Annotated in this window: 18 protein-coding genes and 2 pseudogenes; 11 read left to right on the top strand and 9 right to left on the bottom strand. The window is 65.3% G+C overall.

The genetic code is table 11. The annotated features are described in order from the left end of the window. Positions 1-22: 22 nt before the first annotated feature. Entirely contained in the window at positions 23-631 is a 609-nt protein-coding gene (locus W823_RS37370; RefSeq protein ID WP_023955964.1) for a DUF4262 domain-containing protein, read from the bottom strand. A gap of 114 nt (positions 632-745) precedes the next feature. On the opposite strand from W823_RS37370, the gene W823_RS37365 reads away from it, so the two are divergent. Then, entirely contained in the window at positions 746-1,663 is a 918-nt protein-coding gene (locus W823_RS37365) for a hypothetical protein (RefSeq protein WP_023955962.1), read from the top strand. Between the two features lie 11 nt (positions 1,664-1,674). Here the strand turns inward: W823_RS37365 and W823_RS37360 are convergent, their stop codons facing one another. Beyond that, on the bottom strand, positions 1,675-3,069 hold the full coding sequence (locus W823_RS37360; RefSeq protein ID WP_031331683.1) for an AIM24 family protein: 1,395 nt from the start codon (positions 3,067-3,069) through the stop codon (positions 1,675-1,677). Between the two features lie 443 nt (positions 3,070-3,512). Between W823_RS37360 and rpsH the strand changes: the two genes are divergently transcribed. The 9 genes and pseudogenes from rpsH (at position 3,513) to map (ending at position 9,067) form a co-directional block, all read left to right on the top strand. After that, entirely contained in the window at positions 3,513-3,911 is a 399-nt protein-coding gene (gene rpsH / locus W823_RS37355) for a 30S ribosomal protein S8 (protein ID WP_023955959.1), read from the top strand. A 12-nt stretch (positions 3,912-3,923) separates the two neighbouring features. Next, complete coding sequence (gene rplF / locus W823_RS37350; protein WP_023955957.1) at positions 3,924-4,460, top strand: 50S ribosomal protein L6; 537 nt, start codon at positions 3,924-3,926, stop codon at positions 4,458-4,460. Between the two features lies 1 nt (position 4,461). Beyond that, positions 4,462-4,862: pseudogene (gene rplR, locus W823_RS0128335) on the top strand (50S ribosomal protein L18). Positions 4,863-4,899: 37 nt separating this feature from the next. Continuing rightward, positions 4,900-5,568, top strand: coding sequence for a 30S ribosomal protein S5 (rpsE, locus tag W823_RS37345; RefSeq protein ID WP_023955953.1), 669 nt, complete (start codon positions 4,900-4,902; stop codon positions 5,566-5,568). Between the two features lie 4 nt (positions 5,569-5,572). Further along, complete coding sequence (gene rpmD, locus W823_RS37340) at positions 5,573-5,752, top strand: 50S ribosomal protein L30 (RefSeq protein WP_023955951.1); 180 nt, start codon at positions 5,573-5,575, stop codon at positions 5,750-5,752. Between the two features lie 4 nt (positions 5,753-5,756). Beyond that, complete coding sequence (rplO, locus tag W823_RS37335) at positions 5,757-6,197, top strand: 50S ribosomal protein L15 (RefSeq protein ID WP_023955949.1); 441 nt, start codon at positions 5,757-5,759, stop codon at positions 6,195-6,197. A 187-nt stretch (positions 6,198-6,384) separates the two neighbouring features. Further along, positions 6,385-7,710 carry a preprotein translocase subunit SecY gene (gene secY, locus W823_RS37330; RefSeq protein ID WP_023955947.1) on the top strand — a complete coding sequence of 442 codons (1,326 nt, stop codon included), beginning with the start codon at positions 6,385-6,387 and terminating at the stop codon, positions 7,708-7,710. Then, positions 7,707-8,252, top strand: coding sequence for an adenylate kinase (locus tag W823_RS37325; protein WP_023955945.1), 546 nt, complete (start codon positions 7,707-7,709; stop codon positions 8,250-8,252). The genes secY and W823_RS37325 overlap by 4 nt, the downstream gene beginning before the upstream one ends. A gap of 23 nt (positions 8,253-8,275) precedes the next feature. Next, the gene (gene map, locus W823_RS37320; protein ID WP_023955943.1) at positions 8,276-9,067 is read left to right on the top strand and encodes a type I methionyl aminopeptidase; all 792 of its coding nucleotides are present in this window, start codon (positions 8,276-8,278) and stop codon (positions 9,065-9,067) included. Between the two features lie 69 nt (positions 9,068-9,136). Here map and dtd read toward each other — a convergent pair whose 3' ends face one another. Beyond that, positions 9,137-9,574, bottom strand: a complete 438-nt coding sequence (gene dtd, locus W823_RS37315; protein ID WP_023955941.1) for a D-aminoacyl-tRNA deacylase — start codon at positions 9,572-9,574, stop codon at positions 9,137-9,139. Between the two features lie 68 nt (positions 9,575-9,642). Here dtd and W823_RS37310 point away from each other — a divergent pair, with 68 nt between their 5' ends. Next, positions 9,643-10,452, top strand: a complete 810-nt coding sequence (locus tag W823_RS37310; protein WP_023955940.1) for an LLM class F420-dependent oxidoreductase — start codon at positions 9,643-9,645, stop codon at positions 10,450-10,452. A gap of 19 nt (positions 10,453-10,471) precedes the next feature. On the opposite strand, the gene W823_RS37305 is transcribed toward W823_RS37310, so the two are convergent. The 6 genes and pseudogenes from W823_RS37305 to rhaI all read right to left on the bottom strand — a co-directional run bounded on the left by W823_RS37305 (position 10,472) and on the right by rhaI (position 19,872). Then, positions 10,472-12,730: a molybdopterin-dependent oxidoreductase gene (locus W823_RS37305; RefSeq protein ID WP_023955938.1), complete on the bottom strand. Its 2,259-nt coding sequence runs from the start codon at positions 12,728-12,730 to the stop codon at positions 10,472-10,474. Positions 12,731-12,803: 73 nt separating this feature from the next. Then, the gene (locus W823_RS37300) at positions 12,804-13,841 is read right to left on the bottom strand and encodes a LacI family DNA-binding transcriptional regulator (RefSeq protein WP_023955936.1); all 1,038 of its coding nucleotides are present in this window, start codon (positions 13,839-13,841) and stop codon (positions 12,804-12,806) included. A 75-nt stretch (positions 13,842-13,916) separates the two neighbouring features. Next, positions 13,917-15,176 (bottom strand): alpha-hydroxy acid oxidase, encoded by a 1,260-nt coding sequence (locus W823_RS37295; RefSeq protein WP_031331680.1) that lies wholly within the window; start codon positions 15,174-15,176, stop codon positions 13,917-13,919. Between the two features lie 2 nt (positions 15,177-15,178). Continuing rightward, positions 15,179-16,638 (bottom strand): annotated as a pseudogene (locus tag W823_RS37290) (rhamnulokinase family protein). Continuing rightward, complete coding sequence (locus W823_RS37285; protein WP_023955932.1) at positions 16,635-18,689, bottom strand: bifunctional rhamnulose-1-phosphate aldolase/short-chain dehydrogenase; 2,055 nt, start codon at positions 18,687-18,689, stop codon at positions 16,635-16,637. Before W823_RS37285 ends, W823_RS37290 begins: the two are co-directional and overlap by 4 nt. Positions 18,690-18,705: 16 nt before the next feature. Next, positions 18,706-19,872, bottom strand: coding sequence for an L-rhamnose isomerase (gene rhaI, locus W823_RS37280; protein ID WP_023955930.1), 1,167 nt, complete (start codon positions 19,870-19,872; stop codon positions 18,706-18,708). Positions 19,873-19,910: the final 38 nt, after the last annotated feature.

Genomic DNA, 19,910 nt, shown 5'->3' with positions numbered 1-19,910 from the left:
TCGCGTCGGTGGGGAGCGCGGGTCAAGGTCTGTTCTTGCGTCGCTGTGTGTGACGTCGCTGGGCTCGGTTCGGTCCGGTGTGTGGGGTGATGACTCGCGGGCCCCGCGGTCGGGTGTCATCGCTCGGGAGGACACCCTTGAGCAGCTGATGTTCGGGACGCAGAGCGTAACCCTCCTCCCACGGGTGCTGCCCATACTCGTCCGGCCAAACGACCTGCAGCGCAGGCGAATCGGGGAACAGTTCGTTTGTGATGATCAGATCGTCCTTGTCGATCAGCTCGATGAGGCGGACAGGGACATCGATCGATTGCAATGGCACGTCGACCCTCTGGTCGACGATGTCGGTCCACTCGTATCGGTGGAGCACGTTGCCGAGCTCGTTGAGAACCGAACCGCTTGTCCTGGCGTCGAGCCCGTACACGACGAGTTCGGGTAGTGAATGCAGGCCGAGGCCGGTTGTGTAGGCGAACGAGCAGTCGGGCGGCTCGCACTCGGGTGAGTTGCACTCGCACTCTTCGCTCACGGCTGTGACGGCCCAGCCGTGGGCGCGGATCCTCGAAATGGTGGCGTTCACTCGCGGATCGCGGTGCCAGCGTGGAAGTCCTCGGATGGCTGCGGCGTGGTCGGACATGTTCGCTCCTTCGTTCGGTTGCGACCACTAGAGCAGTGGAGTCGGACAAGTCACCACGATCGGCCCGCTGCGTGGCAGCCGAGGGAAATATGCCCTTCACTGCAGGCCAGGGGGATGATCCTGGTGCGGCTGGGGCCGTCCACATTGCTGGTGCGTCTGATCGCCATGGAGATCGGTGTCTACAGTCGTCCGGAGCTTCAGTCGCGGGGGCTGGACGGGTGGCAACTGCGCACACAGGTTCGCGACGGTTCGCTGATCAGGCTGCGCACCGGCTGGTACGCAACGGAGACGGCCAATGCCGTTGTTGTCGAGGCTGTTCGCCGCGGCGGAGCGCTCAGCTGTGTGTCGGCCCTGCGCCACCACGGACTGTGGGTGCCCCCGGGTTATGACCGTGTTCACGTGCGGGCCAGTAAACACAACAAAGCGCACGGCACCCGGTCGTGTCAGGGTCATGGGCGGCCGATGCCGGTCACCACCGCGGTCGACCCGATTCCGGTGGCGCTCGACTGCGCCGCCCGGTGTATGAGTGCCGAGGACTGGATTGTCGTCTGCGACTCCGCGCTGAACTCGGGCGGCCTGACGATCGCCGGGCTCAAATTGGCGATGGGCACTGTGACACAACGGGTTTCGAACCTGATGGACAAGTGCGAACCAGAAGCTCAGTCGGGGACCGAATCGATCACGCGCCTGCGACTTCGTGCGGCGGGGTTCACCGTGGTCGTGCAACCGGTGATCGTCGGGGTCGGCCGAGTCGACATGCGGGTGGGCCGACTGCTCATCGAGTGCGACAGCCAGAGCCACCACACCAGCCTGGAGAACTACCGCAACGATCGTCGTCGCGACCGACAGGCTCTGCTGGACAGGTGGATGACGATGCGCATCACCTACGACGACGTCCTGTACGGCTGGGAGGACGTCCTCGCCGACATCCGGTCCATCACCCGGGCCGACCGCCATCGCATCCGCACCAGGAACGTCCCCGTCACTGGCGACGAAGGGCTATTTGCCCTCGGTGACCGTGTTGGGGGATGAAGGTGGTGGGATCAGCGGCCGAGAAGCCCGCCGAGCCCGCCCTGGACACCCGATTGCTGTCCACCGCCGGTCCCGCCGATGAGTCCACCCGGCGGCAGCTCGGACGGCTGAACGACCACAAAGCCGTGGCCGCTGAACGCGAGTGTGAATCGCTCGCCGGTGCTGCGTCCCATCAGGGTTCCGAGATTGAACGAGTCGTTGCGCTTGACGCTGGTCTGCAAGCTCGACGACCACGCGACCGCGGCATTCGGGTCGGCATAGGTCTGCTGATCGACGGTCAGCACCACCGGGTTGCCGTCGGTGGTGATGGCGATCCGGCCGCGGCCGGTGAAGACGCAGTTGAACAGACCGGCATTGCTCTGTGCGGCTGCGCCCTGCATCCGTTTGACGTCATAGCTCAGCGTGGAGTCGAAGGCGAGGACGTTGGCGCCGTTGATGGTCAGGCCGTCGGTGCCGTCGAGGTCGATCAGATGGACGTCGCTCGCGGCATCGGCAAGGAACAGATCGCCGCGTCCGGTGACCTTCATCAGCGGGACACCCTCGCCGGTGAGGGTGTTGCGGATGGCCCGGCCGATACCCCCGGATCCGAGGGCCTCGAACTTCAGATCCCCCTGGTAGGCAACCATCGACCCGGATCGGGCCATCACCTCGCCGTTCATGCCGACCCGGCACATCTTGCTGCCCTGCTTCTGGATTCCGGTGCCCGACACCTCGGCATGTGCCGGCGCGAAAAGGTCACTGTTCATGGCGTGGACTCCCTGGTTCTGGGGTGATGGCGAGTTCGTCGGCTGTGACACCGGCTGCACCGGCGCGTATGACGATGCAGCCGGGAGCTGCGTGGGCGGGGTGGGCTGCCCGGCCGGTGGCCAGGGCATGGGGTCGGGCGCGGGGGGAGTGGTCACCGGATCGTCGTCGACCTGGATACCGAAGGCTTTCGCGAGTCCGGCGAGTCCGTCGTCGTACCCCTGGCCGACGGCCCGCACCTTCCATGCATCGCCGCGCCGGTACACCTCCATGCACACCACCGCGGCCTCGGTGGTCAGACGTGCCGGGGTGAACGACACGGACGGCACTCCTGCACCATCGCGCAGTTCGGCACGCAGCGTTCCCGCGGTGGCGAAGGTGGTCGGACCTTTGCCGTCGAGACTGGCGGTGATGGCGATCGTCTCGATGTCGGCCGGCACCCGGCCGGTGTCGATGCTGATGACATCGGACGCGCCGGCGTCGCGGTAGCTGACACCGGGCCCCGACGCCTGGTTGTAGAAGATCAGGTCGTCGTCCGAACGCACCCGGCCGTCACGGCCCAGCATGACCGCCGACGTGTTCACCGGAGATGCGCAGGTCACCGACACGCTGATCTGCGGCGACGGGATCGCGGTGTTCTCTCCTGGAGCGAGTTCTCTCATGGTGTGTGCCATTGTTCCAGGTACGTGCTCGGCGCAGCCGCGACCGACGGATTCACACTGGAATCGTGAGGGTGCCGACCGCGCAGGAGAAGGCCGACAATTTGGCCTGAGCAGCGCCGTTCCCTACACTAGAACGGTTGCCTCGGCTGACCCGTGCCTTCGGTCGGTCAGAAACACCCAGGTGACCACTTTTCTTGGCTTCCGGCTTTGAAAACTCCGGAGTGCATCCGTGCATTCGGGGGAGCACTACCCCCGACTGGCTTGCCAGTCGGACTGAACTGCCCTGACCGGCAACGGTCGGTCAGGGACACGTAACTCACTTCGTAGTAGGCCCACGATGTGACGTGCAAGGCCCGCGACGGCCAGGCGATCGCCTGGAGGTCAACGGAACCGGTATGCGCATGCTGAATGGGAACCGCCGCGAGAAAGGTTGACGGTCTGATATGACCATGACTGATCCGATCGCAGACTTCTTGACCCGTCTGCGCAACGCCAATTCGGCGTTTCACGATGAGGTGAGCCTGCCGCATTCGAAGATCAAGGCCAACATCGCCGAGATCCTCAAGCGCGAGGGCTACATCACGGACTACCGCAGCGAAGATGCCGAGGTCGGCAAGAACCTCGTCGTCACGCTGAAGTACGGCCCCACCCGCGAGCGGAGCATCGCCGGTCTCCGGCGCGTGTCCAAGCCGGGTCTGCGCGTGTACGCGAAGTCCACCAATCTGCCAAAGGTGCTCGGCGGCCTGGGCGTGGCGATCATCTCCACTTCCTCGGGTCTGCTGACCGACCGCCAAGCCGCCAACCAGGGCGTGGGCGGCGAAGTCCTCGCGTACGTCTGGTAAGGGGCAAAACTAATGTCGCGTATTGGAAAGAACCCGGTCGCAATCCCGGCCGGAGTAGACGTGAAGATCGACGGCCAGACCGTCAACGTCAAGGGCCCCAAGGGGCAACTGTCAGTTGACATCTCGGAGCCGATCAGTGTCGCAGTCGAAGATGGCACCGTTGTGGTGACCCGTCCCAACGACGAGCGACGGAACCGTGCACTGCACGGCCTGAGCCGCAGCCTGGTGGCCAACCTGGTCACCGGTGTCACCGAGGGCTACACGCGCAAGATGGAAATCTTCGGTGTCGGTTACCGCGTGGCGCTCAAGGGCAGCGACCTCGAGTTCGCGCTCGGTTACAGCCACCCGGTGCCCATCAAGGCGCCCGAGGGCATCACCTTCGCGGTGGAATCGCCCACCAAATTCTCGGTTTCGGGAATCGACAAGCAACAAGTCGGACAGATCTCGGCGAACATCCGCCGCCTGCGCCGTCCGGACCCCTACAAGGGCAAGGGCGTTCGCTTCGAGGGTGAGCAGATCCGTCGCAAGGTCGGAAAGACGGGTAAGTGACATGAGTGAAACTGTGAAGACCAAGCGTCTGCCCCTGGGCAAGGACGTGTCCACCCGTCGTCGTGTCTCCACGCCCGCCGGCACTTCCGGCTGCGCAAGAAGATCAGCGGCACTCCCGAACGGCCGCGGCTCGTGGTGAAGCGCTCCTCGCGCCACATCCACGTGCAGCTGGTCGACGACCTCGCCGGCAACACCGTGGCCGCAGCCTCGACCATCGAGGCCGACGTCCGCAGTGCCGGTGGCGACAAGTCGGCACAGAGCAAGAAGGTCGGCGAACTGATCGCCGCCCGCGCCAAGGCTGCCGGTGTGCAGGCCGTGGTGTTCGACCACGGTGGCCACGGCTACCACGGTCGTATCGCTGCTCTGGCGGATGCCGCCCGCGAGGGAGGGCTCGAGTTCTGATGATTGATACGAATACTTGCAACGGAAGGACCATCTGATGCCGGGACGTCAGCGTCGTGACGGCGGTACCGGAAGCGGACCCGCCGGAAGTACCAGCAATGACCCCAACGCCAACAACGCGGGCGGCGACCGCCGCGGTGGCGGCGGCAACCGTGACCGTCGCGACAACCAGCGCGGCGGCGGCCGGGAAGACAAGAACCAGCTCGAGCGCGTCGTAGCCATCAACCGCGTCTCCAAGGTGGTCAAGGGTGGACGTCGGTTCTCCTTCACCGCTCTGGTGGTCGTCGGTGACGGCAACGGCCTGGTCGGTGTCGGTTACGGCAAGGCCAAGGAAGTTCCCGCGGCGATCCAGAAGGGTGTCGAAGAGGCTCGTAAGAACTTCTTCCGCGTCCCGATGATCGGCGCGACCATCACCCACCCGGTTCAGGGTGAGGCTGCGGCCGGAGTCGTGATGCTCCGTCCGGCCAGCCCCGGTACCGGTGTGATCGCCGGTGGCGCGGTGCGTGCCGTGCTCGAGTGCGCGGGTGTCCACGACATCCTCGGCAAGAGCCTGGGCAGCGACAACGCCATCAACGTCGTGCACGCAACCGTGGCAGCGCTCAAGCTGCTGCAGCGTCCCGAAGAGGTGGCTGCACGTCGTGGCCTGCCAATCGAAGACGTCGCACCGGCCGGTATGTTGCGAGCCCGAGCAGGACAGGGAGCGTAGTGAAATGGCAGAACTGAAGATCACCCAGGTGAAGAGCACCATCGGTTCCAAGCGCAACCAGCGTGACAGCCTGCGGACCCTCGGACTCCGGGGCATCCGCAAGACCGTCACCCGCGAGGACAATGCCCAGAACCGCGGCCTGATCAATGCGGTCCGGCACCTCGTGACCGTCGAAGAGGTTTAGTTCCATGACAATCAAACTGCATCATCTGCGGCCCGCCCCCGGGTCGAAGACAGAGAAGACCCGCCTGGGTCGCGGTGAAGGTTCCAAGGGTAAGACCTCGGGACGTGGCACCAAGGGCACCAAGGCACGCAAGAACGTGCCTGCCCGCTTCGAGGGCGGGCAGATGCCCATCCACATGCGGCTGCCCAAGCTCAAGGGTTTCAAGAACCGCAACCGGGTCGAGTACCAGGTTGTCAACATCGGTGACATCGCCCGGCTGTTCCCCGAAGGGGGCACCGTGGGTGTCGACGAGTTGGTCGCCAAGGGTGCCGTTCGCAAGAACGAGCTGGTGAAGGTTCTCGGCGAGGGCGAATTGTCGGTGGCCGTGCAGGTTTCCGCCAACAAGTTCTCGTCGTCCGCGAGCGAGAAGATCGCTGCTGCGGGCGGGTCCACGACTGTCCTGTAGGGCAGACGTCGATCACCCACCACCCAGGACTCGCTACAGTGGCGGGCGGCGCGTTTGCAACTGCGCGCGCCGCTCGCCACTTCAGTGGTCGCACGCCGGATCCCCGGCGCGTGACTGTTAGAGTCCAAGAGTTGTTTGTAGCCCGGTGCAACGCTGCTGCCGGAGCGACATTGCCCAGGAGGAGTTAGTGCGTTCCGCCGTCATATCGGCCTTCAGGACACCCGACCTGAGGCGGAAGATTCTCTTCGTACTGGGAATCATCATTCTTTATCGTCTCGGCGCGACCATTCCGTCGCCCGGCGTGGACTATAAGCAGGTTCAGCAGTGTCTGGACGCGGCGTCTCAGGGCGACTCGGCCGGCATCTACTCCCTGATCAACATGTTCTCCGGTGGAGCCCTGCTCCAGCTGTCGGTGTTCGCCATCGGCATCATGCCGTTCATCACCGCCAGCATCATCGTTCAGCTGTTGACCGTGGTGATCCCACGTTTCGAGCAGCTGCGTAAAGAGGGCCAGTCCGGCCAGGCGAAGATGACGCAGTACACGCGGTATCTGACGCTCGCCCTGGCCTTGTTGCAGTCCACCGGCATCGTCGCTCTCGCCGACCGTGGCGATCTGCTCCCCGAGTGTGAGAACGGTGATCAGATCCTTCGGGATCAATCGATCTTCGGGCTGTTCATCATCGTCCTCGTGATGACTGCGGGCGCGCTCGTGGTGATGTGGTTCGGTGAATTGATCACCGAGCGTGGCATCGGCAACGGTATGTCGCTGATGATCTTCGCCGGTATCGCCGCCCGCATCCCGTCCGAGGGCAAGACCATCCTCGACACCCGTGGTGGCCTGGTCTTCTTCTTGGTGTTGCTGGCCGCACTGGCCATCGTCGCCGGCGTGGTGTTCATCGAACAGGGGCAGCGCCGTATCCCGGTGCAATATGCCAAGCGGATGGTCGGCCGCAAAATGTACGGCGGTTCGTCCACCTACCTCCCGTTGAAGGTGAACCAGGCAGGCGTCATCCCCGTCATCTTCGCGTCGTCCTTGCTGTACCTGCCGAACCTGATCCTCCAGCTGACGCAGAGTTCCACCGAGGAACCCTCGTGGTGGCAGCGTCAGATCCAGACGTATCTCGTGGACCCGAGCAATCCGGTCTACATCCTCGTCTACTTCTTGATGATCATCTTCTTCACGTACTTCTATGTCGCGATCACGTTCAACCCACAAGAGCGTGCGGACGAGATGAAGAAGTACGGCGGCTTCATCCCGGGCATCCGCCCGGGTCAGCCAACGGCGGACTACCTCGGCTACGTGCTGAGCCGAATCACTCTGCCCGGCTCCATCTATCTCGGCACCATCGCCGTGTTGCCCAACCTCTTCCTGGAGATCGGCAATTCGGGATCGGTGCAGAACATCCCGTTTGGCGGCACCGCGGTGCTGATCATGGTCGGCGTCGGGTTGGACACCGTCAAGCAGGTCAATTCGCAGCTCATGCAGCGCAAGTATGAAGGGTTTCTCAAGTGAGACTGGTGATTCTCGGCCCGCCCGGCGCCGGCAAGGGTACGCAGGCAGAACTCATCTCGGAAAGCCTGGGAATCCCGCACATCTCCACCGGAGACCTGTTCCGCGCCAACATCTCGCAGGGCACCCCGATCGGGCTCGAAGCGAAGAAGTATCTTGATGCCGGCAATCTGGTGCCGTCGGAGATCACGATCGACATGGTTCGCGCTCGCGTTGCCGAGCCGGATGCCGCCAAAGGTTTCATCCTCGACGGTTTCCCCCGTTCGACCGACCAGGCCGATGCGCTCACACACATCCTCGATGAGCTCGACACCAAGCTGGATGCGGTGCTGTCGTTCGGCGTCGACGAAGATGTTGTGGTCAAGCGGATGCTGGCTCGCGGACGTGCGGACGACACCGAAGAAGTGATCCGCAACCGTATGCAGGTCTACCTCACGGAGACGGCGCCGCTGCTCGAGTACTACGCCGACACGGTCAAGACCATCGACGCCATGGGCGACGTCAACGAGGTACACCAGCGCGTGTTGCGGGCCATCGGCGCCTGAGCATCTGAGAGTTGTAGGTTCTGATGGGGTTTCGTAGACCCAAGCCCGTTCCGTTCCGTTCGGCGGGCGAGGTGGATGCGATGGCCGCTGCCGGTGAGGTTGTCGGCCGCGCGCTGGTCGCCGTACGCGAAGCCGCCAAGGCAGGTGTCTCCACCCTGGAACTGGACGAGGTCGCCGAGACGGTGATCCGCGAGGCCGGGGCCGTCCCATCGTTCCTCGGCTACCACGGGTTCACCGGCTCCATCTGTTCGTCGGTCAACGACGTTGTGGTGCACGGCATCCCGTCCAAGGACGTGGTGCTCGCCGAGCATGACCTGGTGTCCATCGACTGTGGTGCGATTCTCGACGGCTGGCACGGTGACTCCGCGTGGACCTTCGGGGTCGGTGACCTGTCGGCGGCAGATCAGGACCTCAACGACGCGACCCGCCTGGCCATGGAGGCCGGTATCGCCGCGATGGTCGACGGCGGCCGGCTCACCGACATCTCGCATGCGATCGAGACGGCCACCCGTGCTGCGGAGAAGACCTACGGCCGGACCTTCGGCATCGTGGACGGATACGGCGGTCACGGCATCGGACGCGAGATGCATCTGGACCCGTTCCTGCCGAACGAGGGCAAGGCGGGCCGGGGCCCGCAGCTGGTGATCGGATCCACGCTCGCGATCGAACCCATGCTCACCCTCGGCACGGTGGAAACCACCGTGCTCGACGACGGTTGGACCGTCATCACCAACGACGGCACCCGAGCCTCGCATTGGGAGCACACCGTTGTGGTCACCTCCGACGGTCCTCGCATCCTCACCGTCCGCCCGTAATCCCATAGTGGTGGGTTCGGGTGGGTAAACCTGCAGGTCAGGTTCACCGGAACCCACCAAAATCGGGTCTCAGACCTCCAACATGATGGTCACCGGGCCGTCGTTGACCAGGCTGACCTGCATGTGCGCCCCGAACCGGCCGGTCGCCACCTCGGCACCCGACGACCGCAGCGCTGCGACCACCTCTGCCACGAGTGGCTCTGCCACCGAACTCGGCGCTGCCGCATTCCACGACGGCCGACGTCCCTTGGCAGTGTTGGCGTACAGGGTGAACTGACTGATCACGAGAATTGGTGCGCCGAGGTCGGCAGCTGACTTCTCTCCGTCGAGAATCCGGAGCCGCCAGATCTTGTCGGCGAGGGTCCTGGCGTCGTCGGCGCCATCGGTGTGCGTCACCCCGATGAGCGCGACCAGGCCATGGCGACCATCGCCGGGTTCGATCCGGCCGACCACCTCACCTTCGACCTCGACCGACGCTTCGGTGACCCTCTGCAGAAGTGCTCTCACCCGGCCAACTTAGCGGGCGGCCGACCACCCGATGGAATGGCACCGGACCGCTCAGGGTTGAACGGGCTATGACTGACTTCGGCAACTATGGGGTGTGGGCCGGGTTCTCGGCGATTTCCCCGGATCAAGCACGGCAGATCGAGAAGCTCGGGTACGGCACCATCTGGCTGGGTGGTTCGCCCACATCGCTGGCCCCGGTGCGCAAGCTCCTGGCTGCCACGGAGACGGTCCACGTCGCCACCGGCATCGCTGCGATCTGGAACACCGATGCGGCCGAGATCGCGAAGCAGTACAGAGAGCTCGAATCTGACTTCCCCGGTCGGTTTCTGCTCGGCGTGGGCGTGAGCCACCCCGAGGCGATCGCGGAATATCGCAGTCCGTACGACTCGCTCGTCGAATACCTCGACGTTCTCGACGAAGGTGGAGTGCCGGTCGACCGGAGGGTGATCGCTGCACTCGGGCCGCGCATGCTGCGCCTGGCTCGCGACCGCGCCCTCGGTTCGCACCCGTACCTGGTGCCGGCCGCCCACACGGCGTACGCGCGGGAGATCCTGGGGCCGGGTAGTTTTCTGGCACCTGAGCACAAGGTTGTGCTTACCGACGACGCAGCGCTGGCCCGTTCGGTGGGTCGACCTTTCGTCGACCAGCCGTACCTGCATCTGCAGAACTACACCAACAACCTCAAACGCTTCGGCTTCACCGACTCAGACATCGCTGATGGTGGCAGCGATGCGCTGATCGACGCCCTGGTGGCGCACGGCACCGCAGAAGTGGTCCGGGAACAGCTCGACGCGCATCTGTCGGCGGGAGCCGACCATGTCGCCGTGCACGTACTCGGTGACGGTGACATCGTCGAGGACCTCGCCAAGCTGATCTGACCTCGGGGCGGGCCCTGCGCTACTCGCCGGAGGCGACCATGTCCGATGACGCGCTCAGCCGGTCGCGGATGGAGTCGGACGTGCGGTAGAGGGCGGCAACCTGGATCGGCACGCCGGTCATGTTGGCCATCCCTGCCAGGCGCTCGAGATCCTCGGGGTCCGAGGAGATGAGCTTGTTGACGTTGACCCCGCCGGTGCCGAGGTCGTTGCTCGCGGCGTCGTTCGCTCTGGTCCACCCGCCGTTCCCGTTGTGGCCCCAGCCGTGTGGGATGGCGACGACGCCCTGTTTGATGTCGTCCGTCAGCGTCACCGGGAGCGCGATCTGACCGTGCCGCGAGGCGACACTGATCAGCTCGCCCTCCGCGATTCCTCGGTCGGCGGCATCGGTGGGGTGCATGCGGGCCGCATGAGTCCTGCCTCCGCGCAACAACATCGGGGCGTTGTGCTGCCAGCTGTTCTCTGAACGGATCTCGCGCATGCCGATGAGCCGTAGAGGGTAGCCGGGGTCGGCGTCACGCTCGAGGCGGTCGATCTCGGCGAGCAACTCGGGCGCGTCCAGCCGGATCTTGCGCGCTCGATGGGTGACGATCTTGCGCAGCTGGCCGGGCTCGAGATTGTCCGCGACTATCTTGCCGTGCGGGAACTTGTTGATCAGCTTCTCGAAGGTGAGGCCCCCGCGACGAAGACCGAAACGGTCACCGCCCATCCCGATGCGCACCACCAGATCGGAGAGCGTCGTCGGAGTCCACGGCTTACCGACCAGATCGGCGAACTTGTTGAACAGGTGCAGCCCGCCCAACAGCGGTGCCTGTTTGGCAAGCGACGCCACGAGCTCGTTGATGATCTCCCATTCTTCGCGCGCTTCCCCGCGAGGCGGGATGACGGCTTCGGTGGCCTGTTTGAACGGCGTGGTGAACAGGGCCTGGAAGGGGAGGAGGAAGTCGGACCGCTCGTACATCGTGGTGGTGGGCAGGATGTAGTCGGCGTGAGCGTTGGTCTCGTTCTGATAGAAGTCGAGGGACACCATCAACTCCAGGTCGTCGAGCGCCTTGGAGAGTTCGTCGCCGTTGGGCACCGACAGAACCGGATTGCCGGCGCTCACGAACAGGGCCTTGAGTTGTCCTTTGCCCGGGGTGAGCATCTCCTTGGCCATCACCGAGGCCGGAGCGGTGCCCAGAACCTGCGGCAGATCGCCGACCCTGCTGCGTCGTCCGTTCCACGCGAACCGCGAGACATGTTGCAGCGCTGCCACACCCAGGCGTTGTCCGGGGATGCCCAGATCGCCGAACATGGATCCGCCGGCGACGTCGAGGTTGCCGGCGACGAGGTTGACGATGTCGAGCAACGCGGTGGTGAGGGTGCCTGCGCGACCCAGCGACGTCCCGATCCGGCCATAGATCGCGGCGCGGTCGGTGACCACCAGGGTGCGGGCCAGATCGCGCACGGTCTGGGGATCGATGCCTGTGCTATCGGCGGTCATCTCGGGAGCGAAACCGGCGGCCAGCTCTTTGATCGACTCGAGACCGGTGGATTGCTCGGCCAGCTGATCCTCGTCGGCGAGCTTCTCGGCGAACATGACGTGCAGGAGCGACAGGAGCAGCAGCGCGTCGGTATCCGGGACGATCGGCTGCCATTCGAACTCGCGGGCGGTCTCGGTGCGGCGAGGGTCGATCACCAGCACGCGTCCACCGCGGTTCGTGATGGCCTGCAGGCTTTCACGGATACGCGGTGAACTCATCACACTGCCGTGGGAGACAACGGGATTGGCGCCGATGATCACCAGGAACTGCACCCGGTTGATGTCGGGAATGGGTGCGGCAACCGGGGTGCCGTAGAGGAAGTGACTCGCCACGAATCGGTTGTTGACGTCTTGCGACCCGGCCGAGTAGACGTGCGGTGTGCCCAGCAGCGTCGTGAAGTTGGCCACCCAGAGTGTGTGGCCGGTGGAGAATGTTGCCGGATTGCCGAAATACCATCCGATGCTGCCGGCACCGTCACGGCGGTGGATCGCGCCGAGGCGAGAGGTGATGTCGGACATCGCGGTGTCCCAGGAAACCTCTTCGAACTCGCCGAACTCATTCTTGCGCAAAGGGTGCAGAACGCGGTCGGGATCGTTGACTATCTCCGTGAAGGCTATGCCCTTGGGGCAGGCGAAGCCTTTGGACAACGGATTCTGCTTGTCCGGCCGCAGCGAGAGCAGCTTCCCGTCCTCAACGGTGGCGATCATCCCGCAGAGCGGTTCGCAGATCCGGCAATAGGTGGTTTTCTCTTCTTTCACGCGCTGCCTCCTTGTGACCCCGTTCACATCTGACAACGAGTGTTTCACGATTGCGGGGCGTGCGCCAGCGGTGTCAGACGTCGAGGGCCTGATCGCTCGGTGTCGCGCCCACGGTGGAGGCGCGGGCGACCAGCTCCGGCTGGAACAGGATGTGCTCGGGACCGGCGCCCGGAGCCCTGTCCGTCTCGGCGAGCAGCAGATCCACGGCGTGAGTCCCGAGCTGACCACTGGGCTGACGGATCGACGAGAGGGGGACGACGGCGGACTGTGCGAAGTCGATGTCGTCGTACCCGATCAGCGCGATGTCGCCGGGAACCGACACATCTCCGAGCATCGTCAGTGCTTGCAGTACGCCGATGGCCAACAGGTCGTTGGCGCAGAAGATGGCGTCGGGACGGTCGGCCGCCGGTCGCGAGCGGATGCCCTCGCCGGCAGCGCGGCCCGCGAGCACGCTCAAGGCGCCCGTCGTGATGACCTCGAGCTGGGCGCCCTGGACCTCGGCGACCGCCTCGCGTGCCCCGCGCAACCGGTCGGCGACCTGGTGAAGACCTGCCGGTCCGCCGATGAAGGCGATGCGCCGGCGACCGATGGCGCAGAGATGTTCGCAGGCGAGTCTGCCCCCGGCGACATCGTCGACCGCCACCGACGAAAACGGGCTTCCCTCGCCGCGACGGTCCACCAGGACCACCGGGGTCCCGCGTCGGTGGAGCTCGGCGAGACGGCTCAGGTCGTCTCCGACGGGGGAGACCAGGACGCCGTAAACGCGTTGTTCGTCAAAGGTTTCGACGTATGCGCGTTCTCGTGCCGGGTCATCGTCGGAGGTCCCGAGGAGTACGGTGAGCCGGTTCTCGGCGGCCCTGCGTTCGGCCGCCCGCGCCAGGTCGGTGAAGAACGGGTTACCGACGTCGAGGACGATCAGCCCGACACACCGTGACCGGCCCGCCTTGAGCTGCCGGGCCGCATCGTTGCGGACGAATCCGAGGTCGGCGATGGCTCGATGGACCCGATCGACGGTGGTCGGGGCGACCTTCTCCGGTGCGTTGAGGACGTTGGAGACCGTCCCGACGGACACCTCCGCCGCAGCGGCGACGTCGCGAACGCTCACCGCCATCGCCGTACGCTCCTTTCGACATCGCCCACGGGACCGCAGACCGGGTGATCGGTCGAACGGGTACTGCCCGAAAGGCTATCGGGTCGTCTCCGGCGACGGGGCGTGTGCGGGCATCGGGGCGAGCCGGACGAGTTGGGTGACGTGCCCGGGATTGAGCTCTTCAAGACAGGTGACACCGAGCAGTCGCATGGTGCGTTCGATCTGCTCGGCGAGGATGTCGACGGCACGGTTGACGCCTGCCTCGCCGCCCGCCATCAAGCCGTACAGGTAGGCGCGGCCGATGAGGGTGAACCGGGCGCCGAGCGCAACTGCCGCCACGATGTCCGCGCCCGACATGATGCCGGTGTCGAGGATGATCTCGGTGTCGCGGCCTACCTCGGCTGCGACGTGGGGCAACAGGTGGAACGGGATCGGGGCCCGATCGAGTTGCCTGCCGCCGTGATTGGACAGCACCAGCCCGTCCACCCCCAGGTCGACGACGGCCTTGGCGTCGGCCACCGTCTGGATGCCTTTGACCACCAGCTTGCCGGGCCACTGGGCGCGGATCCAGGCCAGGTCGTCGAAGGTGACCGTGGGGTCGAACATCGTGTCCAGCAGTTCCGCGACCGTCCCCGACCATCGGTCCAGGGACGCGAAGGCCAGCGGTTCGGTGGTCAGGAAGTCGATCCACCATTGGGGGCGGGGCAGTGCGTTGATGACGGTGCCGGGTGTCAGGGCCGGCGGTATCGACATCCCGTTGCGCTTGTCCCGCAGGCGGGCCCCGGCGACCGGTACGTCCACGGTCACCAGCAGGGTGTCGTACCCGGCCTTGGCTGCGCGGTCGACAAGCGCCATCGAGCGCTCGCGTTCCTTCCACATGTACAGCTGGAACCAGTTGCGGCCGAGCGGGTTCGCGGCCTTCACATCCTCGATGGATGCAGTCCCCATGGTGGACAGCGAGAACGGGATGCCTGCGCGCGCGGCGGCGTGGGCACCGGCGATCTCGCCTTCGGTCTGCATCATCCGGGTGAAGCCGGTGGGTGCGATACCGAACGGCAGCTGCACCGGGCCGCCGAGCACGTCCCAGCCGGTGGAGACCTTGGACACGTCCCGCAGGATCGCCGGATGGAACTCGATGTCGGCGAAGGCCTGACGGGCCCGGGTGATGGACAGCTCCGCCTCGGCCGACCCATCGGTGTAGTCGAACGCTGCGCGCGGGGTCCGGCGTTTGGCGATGGCGCGCAGGTCCTCGATGGTCAGCGCGGCCTCGAGACGTCGCTTCTTGCCGTTGAACTCCGGCTTCTTGAATTGCATCAAGGGGGCGAGGTCGTGGGGCTTGGGAATCTGCCGCTTCATCGTCATGCCTTTCTCAGAGCCGCTGGTCGCGGATCATACTGCTGTGGGGGGAAGGCTGCCGCGACCATCGCGCGAGCAGCGGCGAGATCGGCGCCGATCAGTTGTTGTGTGCGAGCCGAGATCAGTACGTTGCCGATGGCGGTGGCCTCCACCGGACCGGCGAGCACCGGCAGGCCGAGCCGGTCGGCGGTCAGCTGGCACAGCAGGCGGTTCTGGGCTCCACCGCCGACCATGTGCACGGTTCGTACCTCGGTTGCCGAGAGCTGCGCGGCCTGTTGCACGCGTTCGGCAAAAGCGGCGGCCAGACTCTCCAAGATGGCGCGCACCATCTCGGCATGCCCGTTCGGGGCCGGTAGGCCCCGCTGGGTGTACCACCTCGAGATGCGCGAAGGCATGTCGCCAGGGGTCAGGAACTCGTCGGCGTCGGTGTCGAAGACTTGTGCCGGAGGTTGGGCGAAGGTGGCCCCGTCGATCAGGTCGGGGAGGTCGATCACGGTGCCCTCGCGTTCCCATTGCCGGACCGATTCGCTGAGCAACCACAAACCCATCACGTTGCGCAGGAAGCGGATACGACCATCGGCACCGACCTCGTTGGTGAAGTTCGCCGAGCGGGCGGCCTGATCCACCACCCGGTGGGCCAGTTCCACACCGACCAGGCCCCACGTGCCGCAGGAGATGTAGGCGGCATTGTCGGGATTCATCGGTACAGCGGCGACAGCCGACGCGGTGTCGTGGGATGCGACCGCGTTCACGGTCACACCCCCTGTCACACCCAGACCCGAACCGACCGACGGCAACACCTGCCCGAGTTCGCAACCGGGCTCGATCAGCGGACCGAACAGGTCTGTCGGGACGCCCAGGGTCGACATCAGGTCGTCGTCCCAGTGCCCGTGGATGTCGAGCAGCCCGGTTGTCGAGGCGTTCGTGCGCTCGGTGCGCATCTGACCGGTCAGCCAGTATCCGATGAGGTCGGGGATGAGCAGTGCGTGGTCGGCCAACTCCAGGGTGCCGCACGCCTTCTCCGCGGCCAACTGGTACACGGTGTTGAACGGCAAGAACTGAAGGCCGTTGCGCGAGTAAAGGATCTCCGGCGATACGGCGTTGTGCACGATCTCGGTGCCGACGGACGATCGGTCGTCGCGGTAGTGGTAGGGCAGACCGAGCAGGCGTCCATCGCGGAGCAGTCCGTAGTCCACCGCCCACGAGTCGATCCCGATGCCCGTCAGGTCGGGCGCCGCCTCGCGGCCAGTGCCAGCCCCTCTCGGATGTGCGCAAAAAGCCCGGGCACATCCCAGTGCAGGCCCGTCCGGGTCCCGTCCCAGATCGGTAGGGGCCCGTTGGCGAAGCGGGTGAGTTGCTCGATGCGCAGCTGTCCGCCACCGACCTCGGCGAGCATGACCCGGCCGCTGGTGGCGCCGAGATCCACCGCCACCAGCTGCCGTGTCGGCCCTGACCTCGTCATCGCAGGAAGGCCGCCGCCACACCGGCGTCGACCGGCACGTGCAGGCCGGTCGTGTGCGACATGTCCGCGCTGCACAGGACAAACGCCGCGTTGGCGATGTTCTCCGGCAGCACCTCACGTTTGAGCAAGGTGCGCTGCGCGTAGAACTCACCGAGCTCTTCCTCCGGCACTCCGTACACCGCAGCGCGTTTGGCGCCCCATCCACCGGCGAAGATCCCCGAGCCGCGAACAACACCATCGGGGTTGATGCCGTTCACCTTCACGCCGTGTTCGCCGAGCTCTGCCGCGAGCAGGCGAACCTGATGTGCCTGGTCGGCCTTGGTCGCCGAGTAGGCGATGTTGTTCGGGCCGGCGAACACCGAGTTCTTCGACGAGATGTAAAGGATGTCACCGCCCATCTGCTGCTCGATGAGAGCCTTGGCGGCCGCCTTCGACACCAGGAAGGAACCACGGGCCATCACGTTGTGCTGCAGGTCCCAGTCCGCGGCAGTGGTGTCCAGCAACGACTTCGACAGTGAGAGGCCGGCATTGTTCACCACCAGGTCGATACCTCCGAAGGCCAGCACACACGCGTCGACCGCCGCTTGCACCTGCTCTTCGTCGGTGACGTCGGCACGGATACCGATTGCCACGTCGGACGAGCCGATCTCCTCGGCGGCTGCCCGTGCCTTGTCGGCGTCGAGATCGGCGATCACCACACAGGCACCCTCGGCGGCCAGGCGCTGCGCGATGGCCTTGCCGATACCCGAAGCTGCCCCGGTGACAAGCGCGATGCGTGTCGCCAGCGGCTTCGGTTTCGGCATCCGGGCCAGCTTGGCCTCTTCCAGCGCCCAGTATTCGATCCTGAACTTCTCGGCCTCGTCGATGGGGCGGTAGTGCGAGATGGCCTCGGCGCCGCGCATCACGTTGATGGCGTTGAGGTAGAACTCACCGGCAACCCGCGCGGTCTGTTTGTCTTTTCCGTAGCTGAACATCCCGACCCCGGGGATCAACACGATCGCCGGATCGGCACCGCGCATGGCGGGGGAGTCGGGTGTGGCGTGCCGCTCGTAGTAGGCCGTGTAGTCCTTGCGGTACGCGGCGTGCAGCTCCTTCAATCGGGCGATGCAGTCGTCCACGGATGCGTCGGCAGGCAGGTCGAGCACCATCGGCTTCACCTTGGTGCGCAGGAAGTGATCGGGGCAGGAGGTGCCGAGAGCTGCCAGCTGTGGATGCTCTGCAGCAGAAAGGAATTCGAGGACGGGATCGGTGTCCGTGAAGTGACCGACCTGAGGATTGTCGGTGCTCACCAGGCCGCGCAGTGTAGGCGCCAGTGCCGCCGCCTTGGCCCGCCTCTTGTCGTCGGGCAGCGGCCCGAACCCACGCAGCGCCGGGCCGAAAGGCTGCGGTCGCCCGTTGCGGGCGATGTACTCTTCGGCCGCCCTGATGATCTCCAGTGAGTTCGCCTCGGCCTCCTCGGACGTCTCGCCCCACGCTGTGATGCCGTGTCCGCCGAGGATGGTGCCGATGGCCTGCGGATTGCGACGTTTGTGTTCGGCGATGTCGAGACCGAGCTGAAAACCCGGTCGCTGCCACGGGATCCAGATCACCCGGTCGCCGTAGATCTGCTTGGTGATGGCCTCACCGTCTGCAGCGGTCGCGATTGCGATTCCGGAGTCGGGATGCAGGTGGTCGACATGGGCGGCGTCGACGAGACCGTGCATGGCGGTGTCGATCGACGGCGCAGCGCCACCGCGCCCGTGCAGCGTGTAGTCGAACGCCGCGACCATCTCGTCTTCGCGCTCGACACCGGGGTACACGTCGACCAAGGACCGGAGTCGATCCAGGCGCAGAACGGCCAGGCCTTTCTCGGTCAGGGTGCCGAGGTCGCCGCCGGATCCCTTGACCCACATCAGGTCGACGTCGGCGCCGGTGACGGGGTCGATGTCGGTGCCTTTGGCAGAGGTGTTGCCGCCGGCATAGTTGGTGTTCTTGGGGTCGGAACCGAGTCGGTTGGACCGCTTGATCAGCGCGCTGACGGTGGGGTTGGTACTCGGGCTTGCTGTTGTCATCGGGTTTCCTTCGGTCTCATGCGTTCCAGGACGACTGGGTGCCCGAGGCCCGCTCGGTCGCCATCTGTTCTCGGTACCCCGACGCCGCGAACGCGTCCATCGGATCGGCGGGCAGTCCACGTTCGGTGCGCCACTGGGCCAGCATCGGTCTCACGTCCGTGTAGAACGCGTCCATCACTATTCCGTTGGCACCCAACACATCTCCCGCTTCTTGTGCGGCGGCCAGCGCGTCGGTGTCGACGAGCAGAGCTCGTGCTGTCATCTCCTGCACATTGAGTACGGAGCGGATCTGCCCGGGGATTTTCTCTTCGACGTTGTGGCATTGGTCGAGCATGAGGGCCACCGGGGAGTCGGCGTCGAGACCGCCGCCGCGGATCACCTCGCACATGATGCGGAACAACTGGAACGGGTCGGCCGCCCCGACGATCAGGTCGTCGTCTGCGTAGAAACGCGAGTTGAAGTCGAACGACCCGAGCTTCCCCAGGCGCAGCAACTGGGCCACGATGAACTCGATGTTGGTGCCGGGTGCGTGATGCCCGGTGTCGAGGCAGACCATCGCTCGCTCGCCGAGAGCACTGACCTGCGTGTAGGAGGTACCCCAGTCCGGCACGTCGGTCATGTACATCGCCGGCTCGAAGAACTTGTATTCGAGCACGAGTCGCTGATCTTCTCCGATGTGCTGGTAGATGGTTGCCAGCGATTCGGCGAGGCGATCCTGCCGGCCCCGGATGTCGCCCTGGCCGGGGTAGTTGGTGCCGTCGGCAAGCCAGATCTTGAGGTCCCGCGACCCGGTCTGGTTCATCACCTCGATGCATCGCAGGTGGTGGTCGATTGCCTTCTGGCGCACGGTCTTGTCGATGTGGGTGAGGCTGCCGAACTTGTAGTCGTCGTCCTGGAAGGTGTTCGAGTTGATGGTGCCGAGCCGCACGCCGTGGTCGGCGGCGTACCGTCCCAACGCCGAGAAGTCGTCGGTCATGTCCCAGGGGATGTGCAGCGCAACCGAGGGTGCCAACCCGGTGAGGCGGTTGACGACGGCGGCGTCGGCGATCTTCTCCTCGACGGTGCGAGGCGTGCCCGGCGTACCGAAGACCTTGAAGCGGGTCCCGGAGTTCCCGAATGCCCAGGACGGCAACTCGATTGCGAGGTTCTCCAGGAGGGACCCGGGTGCGTTCACAGCTGTCATCGGTGTGGAGTCCTTGCGATCGTCGGGTTCTTGAAACG

This window comes from Williamsia sp. D3, assembly GCF_000506245.1.
GTDB lineage: Bacteria > Actinomycetota > Actinomycetes > Mycobacteriales > Mycobacteriaceae > Williamsia > Williamsia muralis.
Note: the sequence above shows the minus strand (reverse complement) of the source record. Positions and strands in the feature narration are given on the sequence as shown.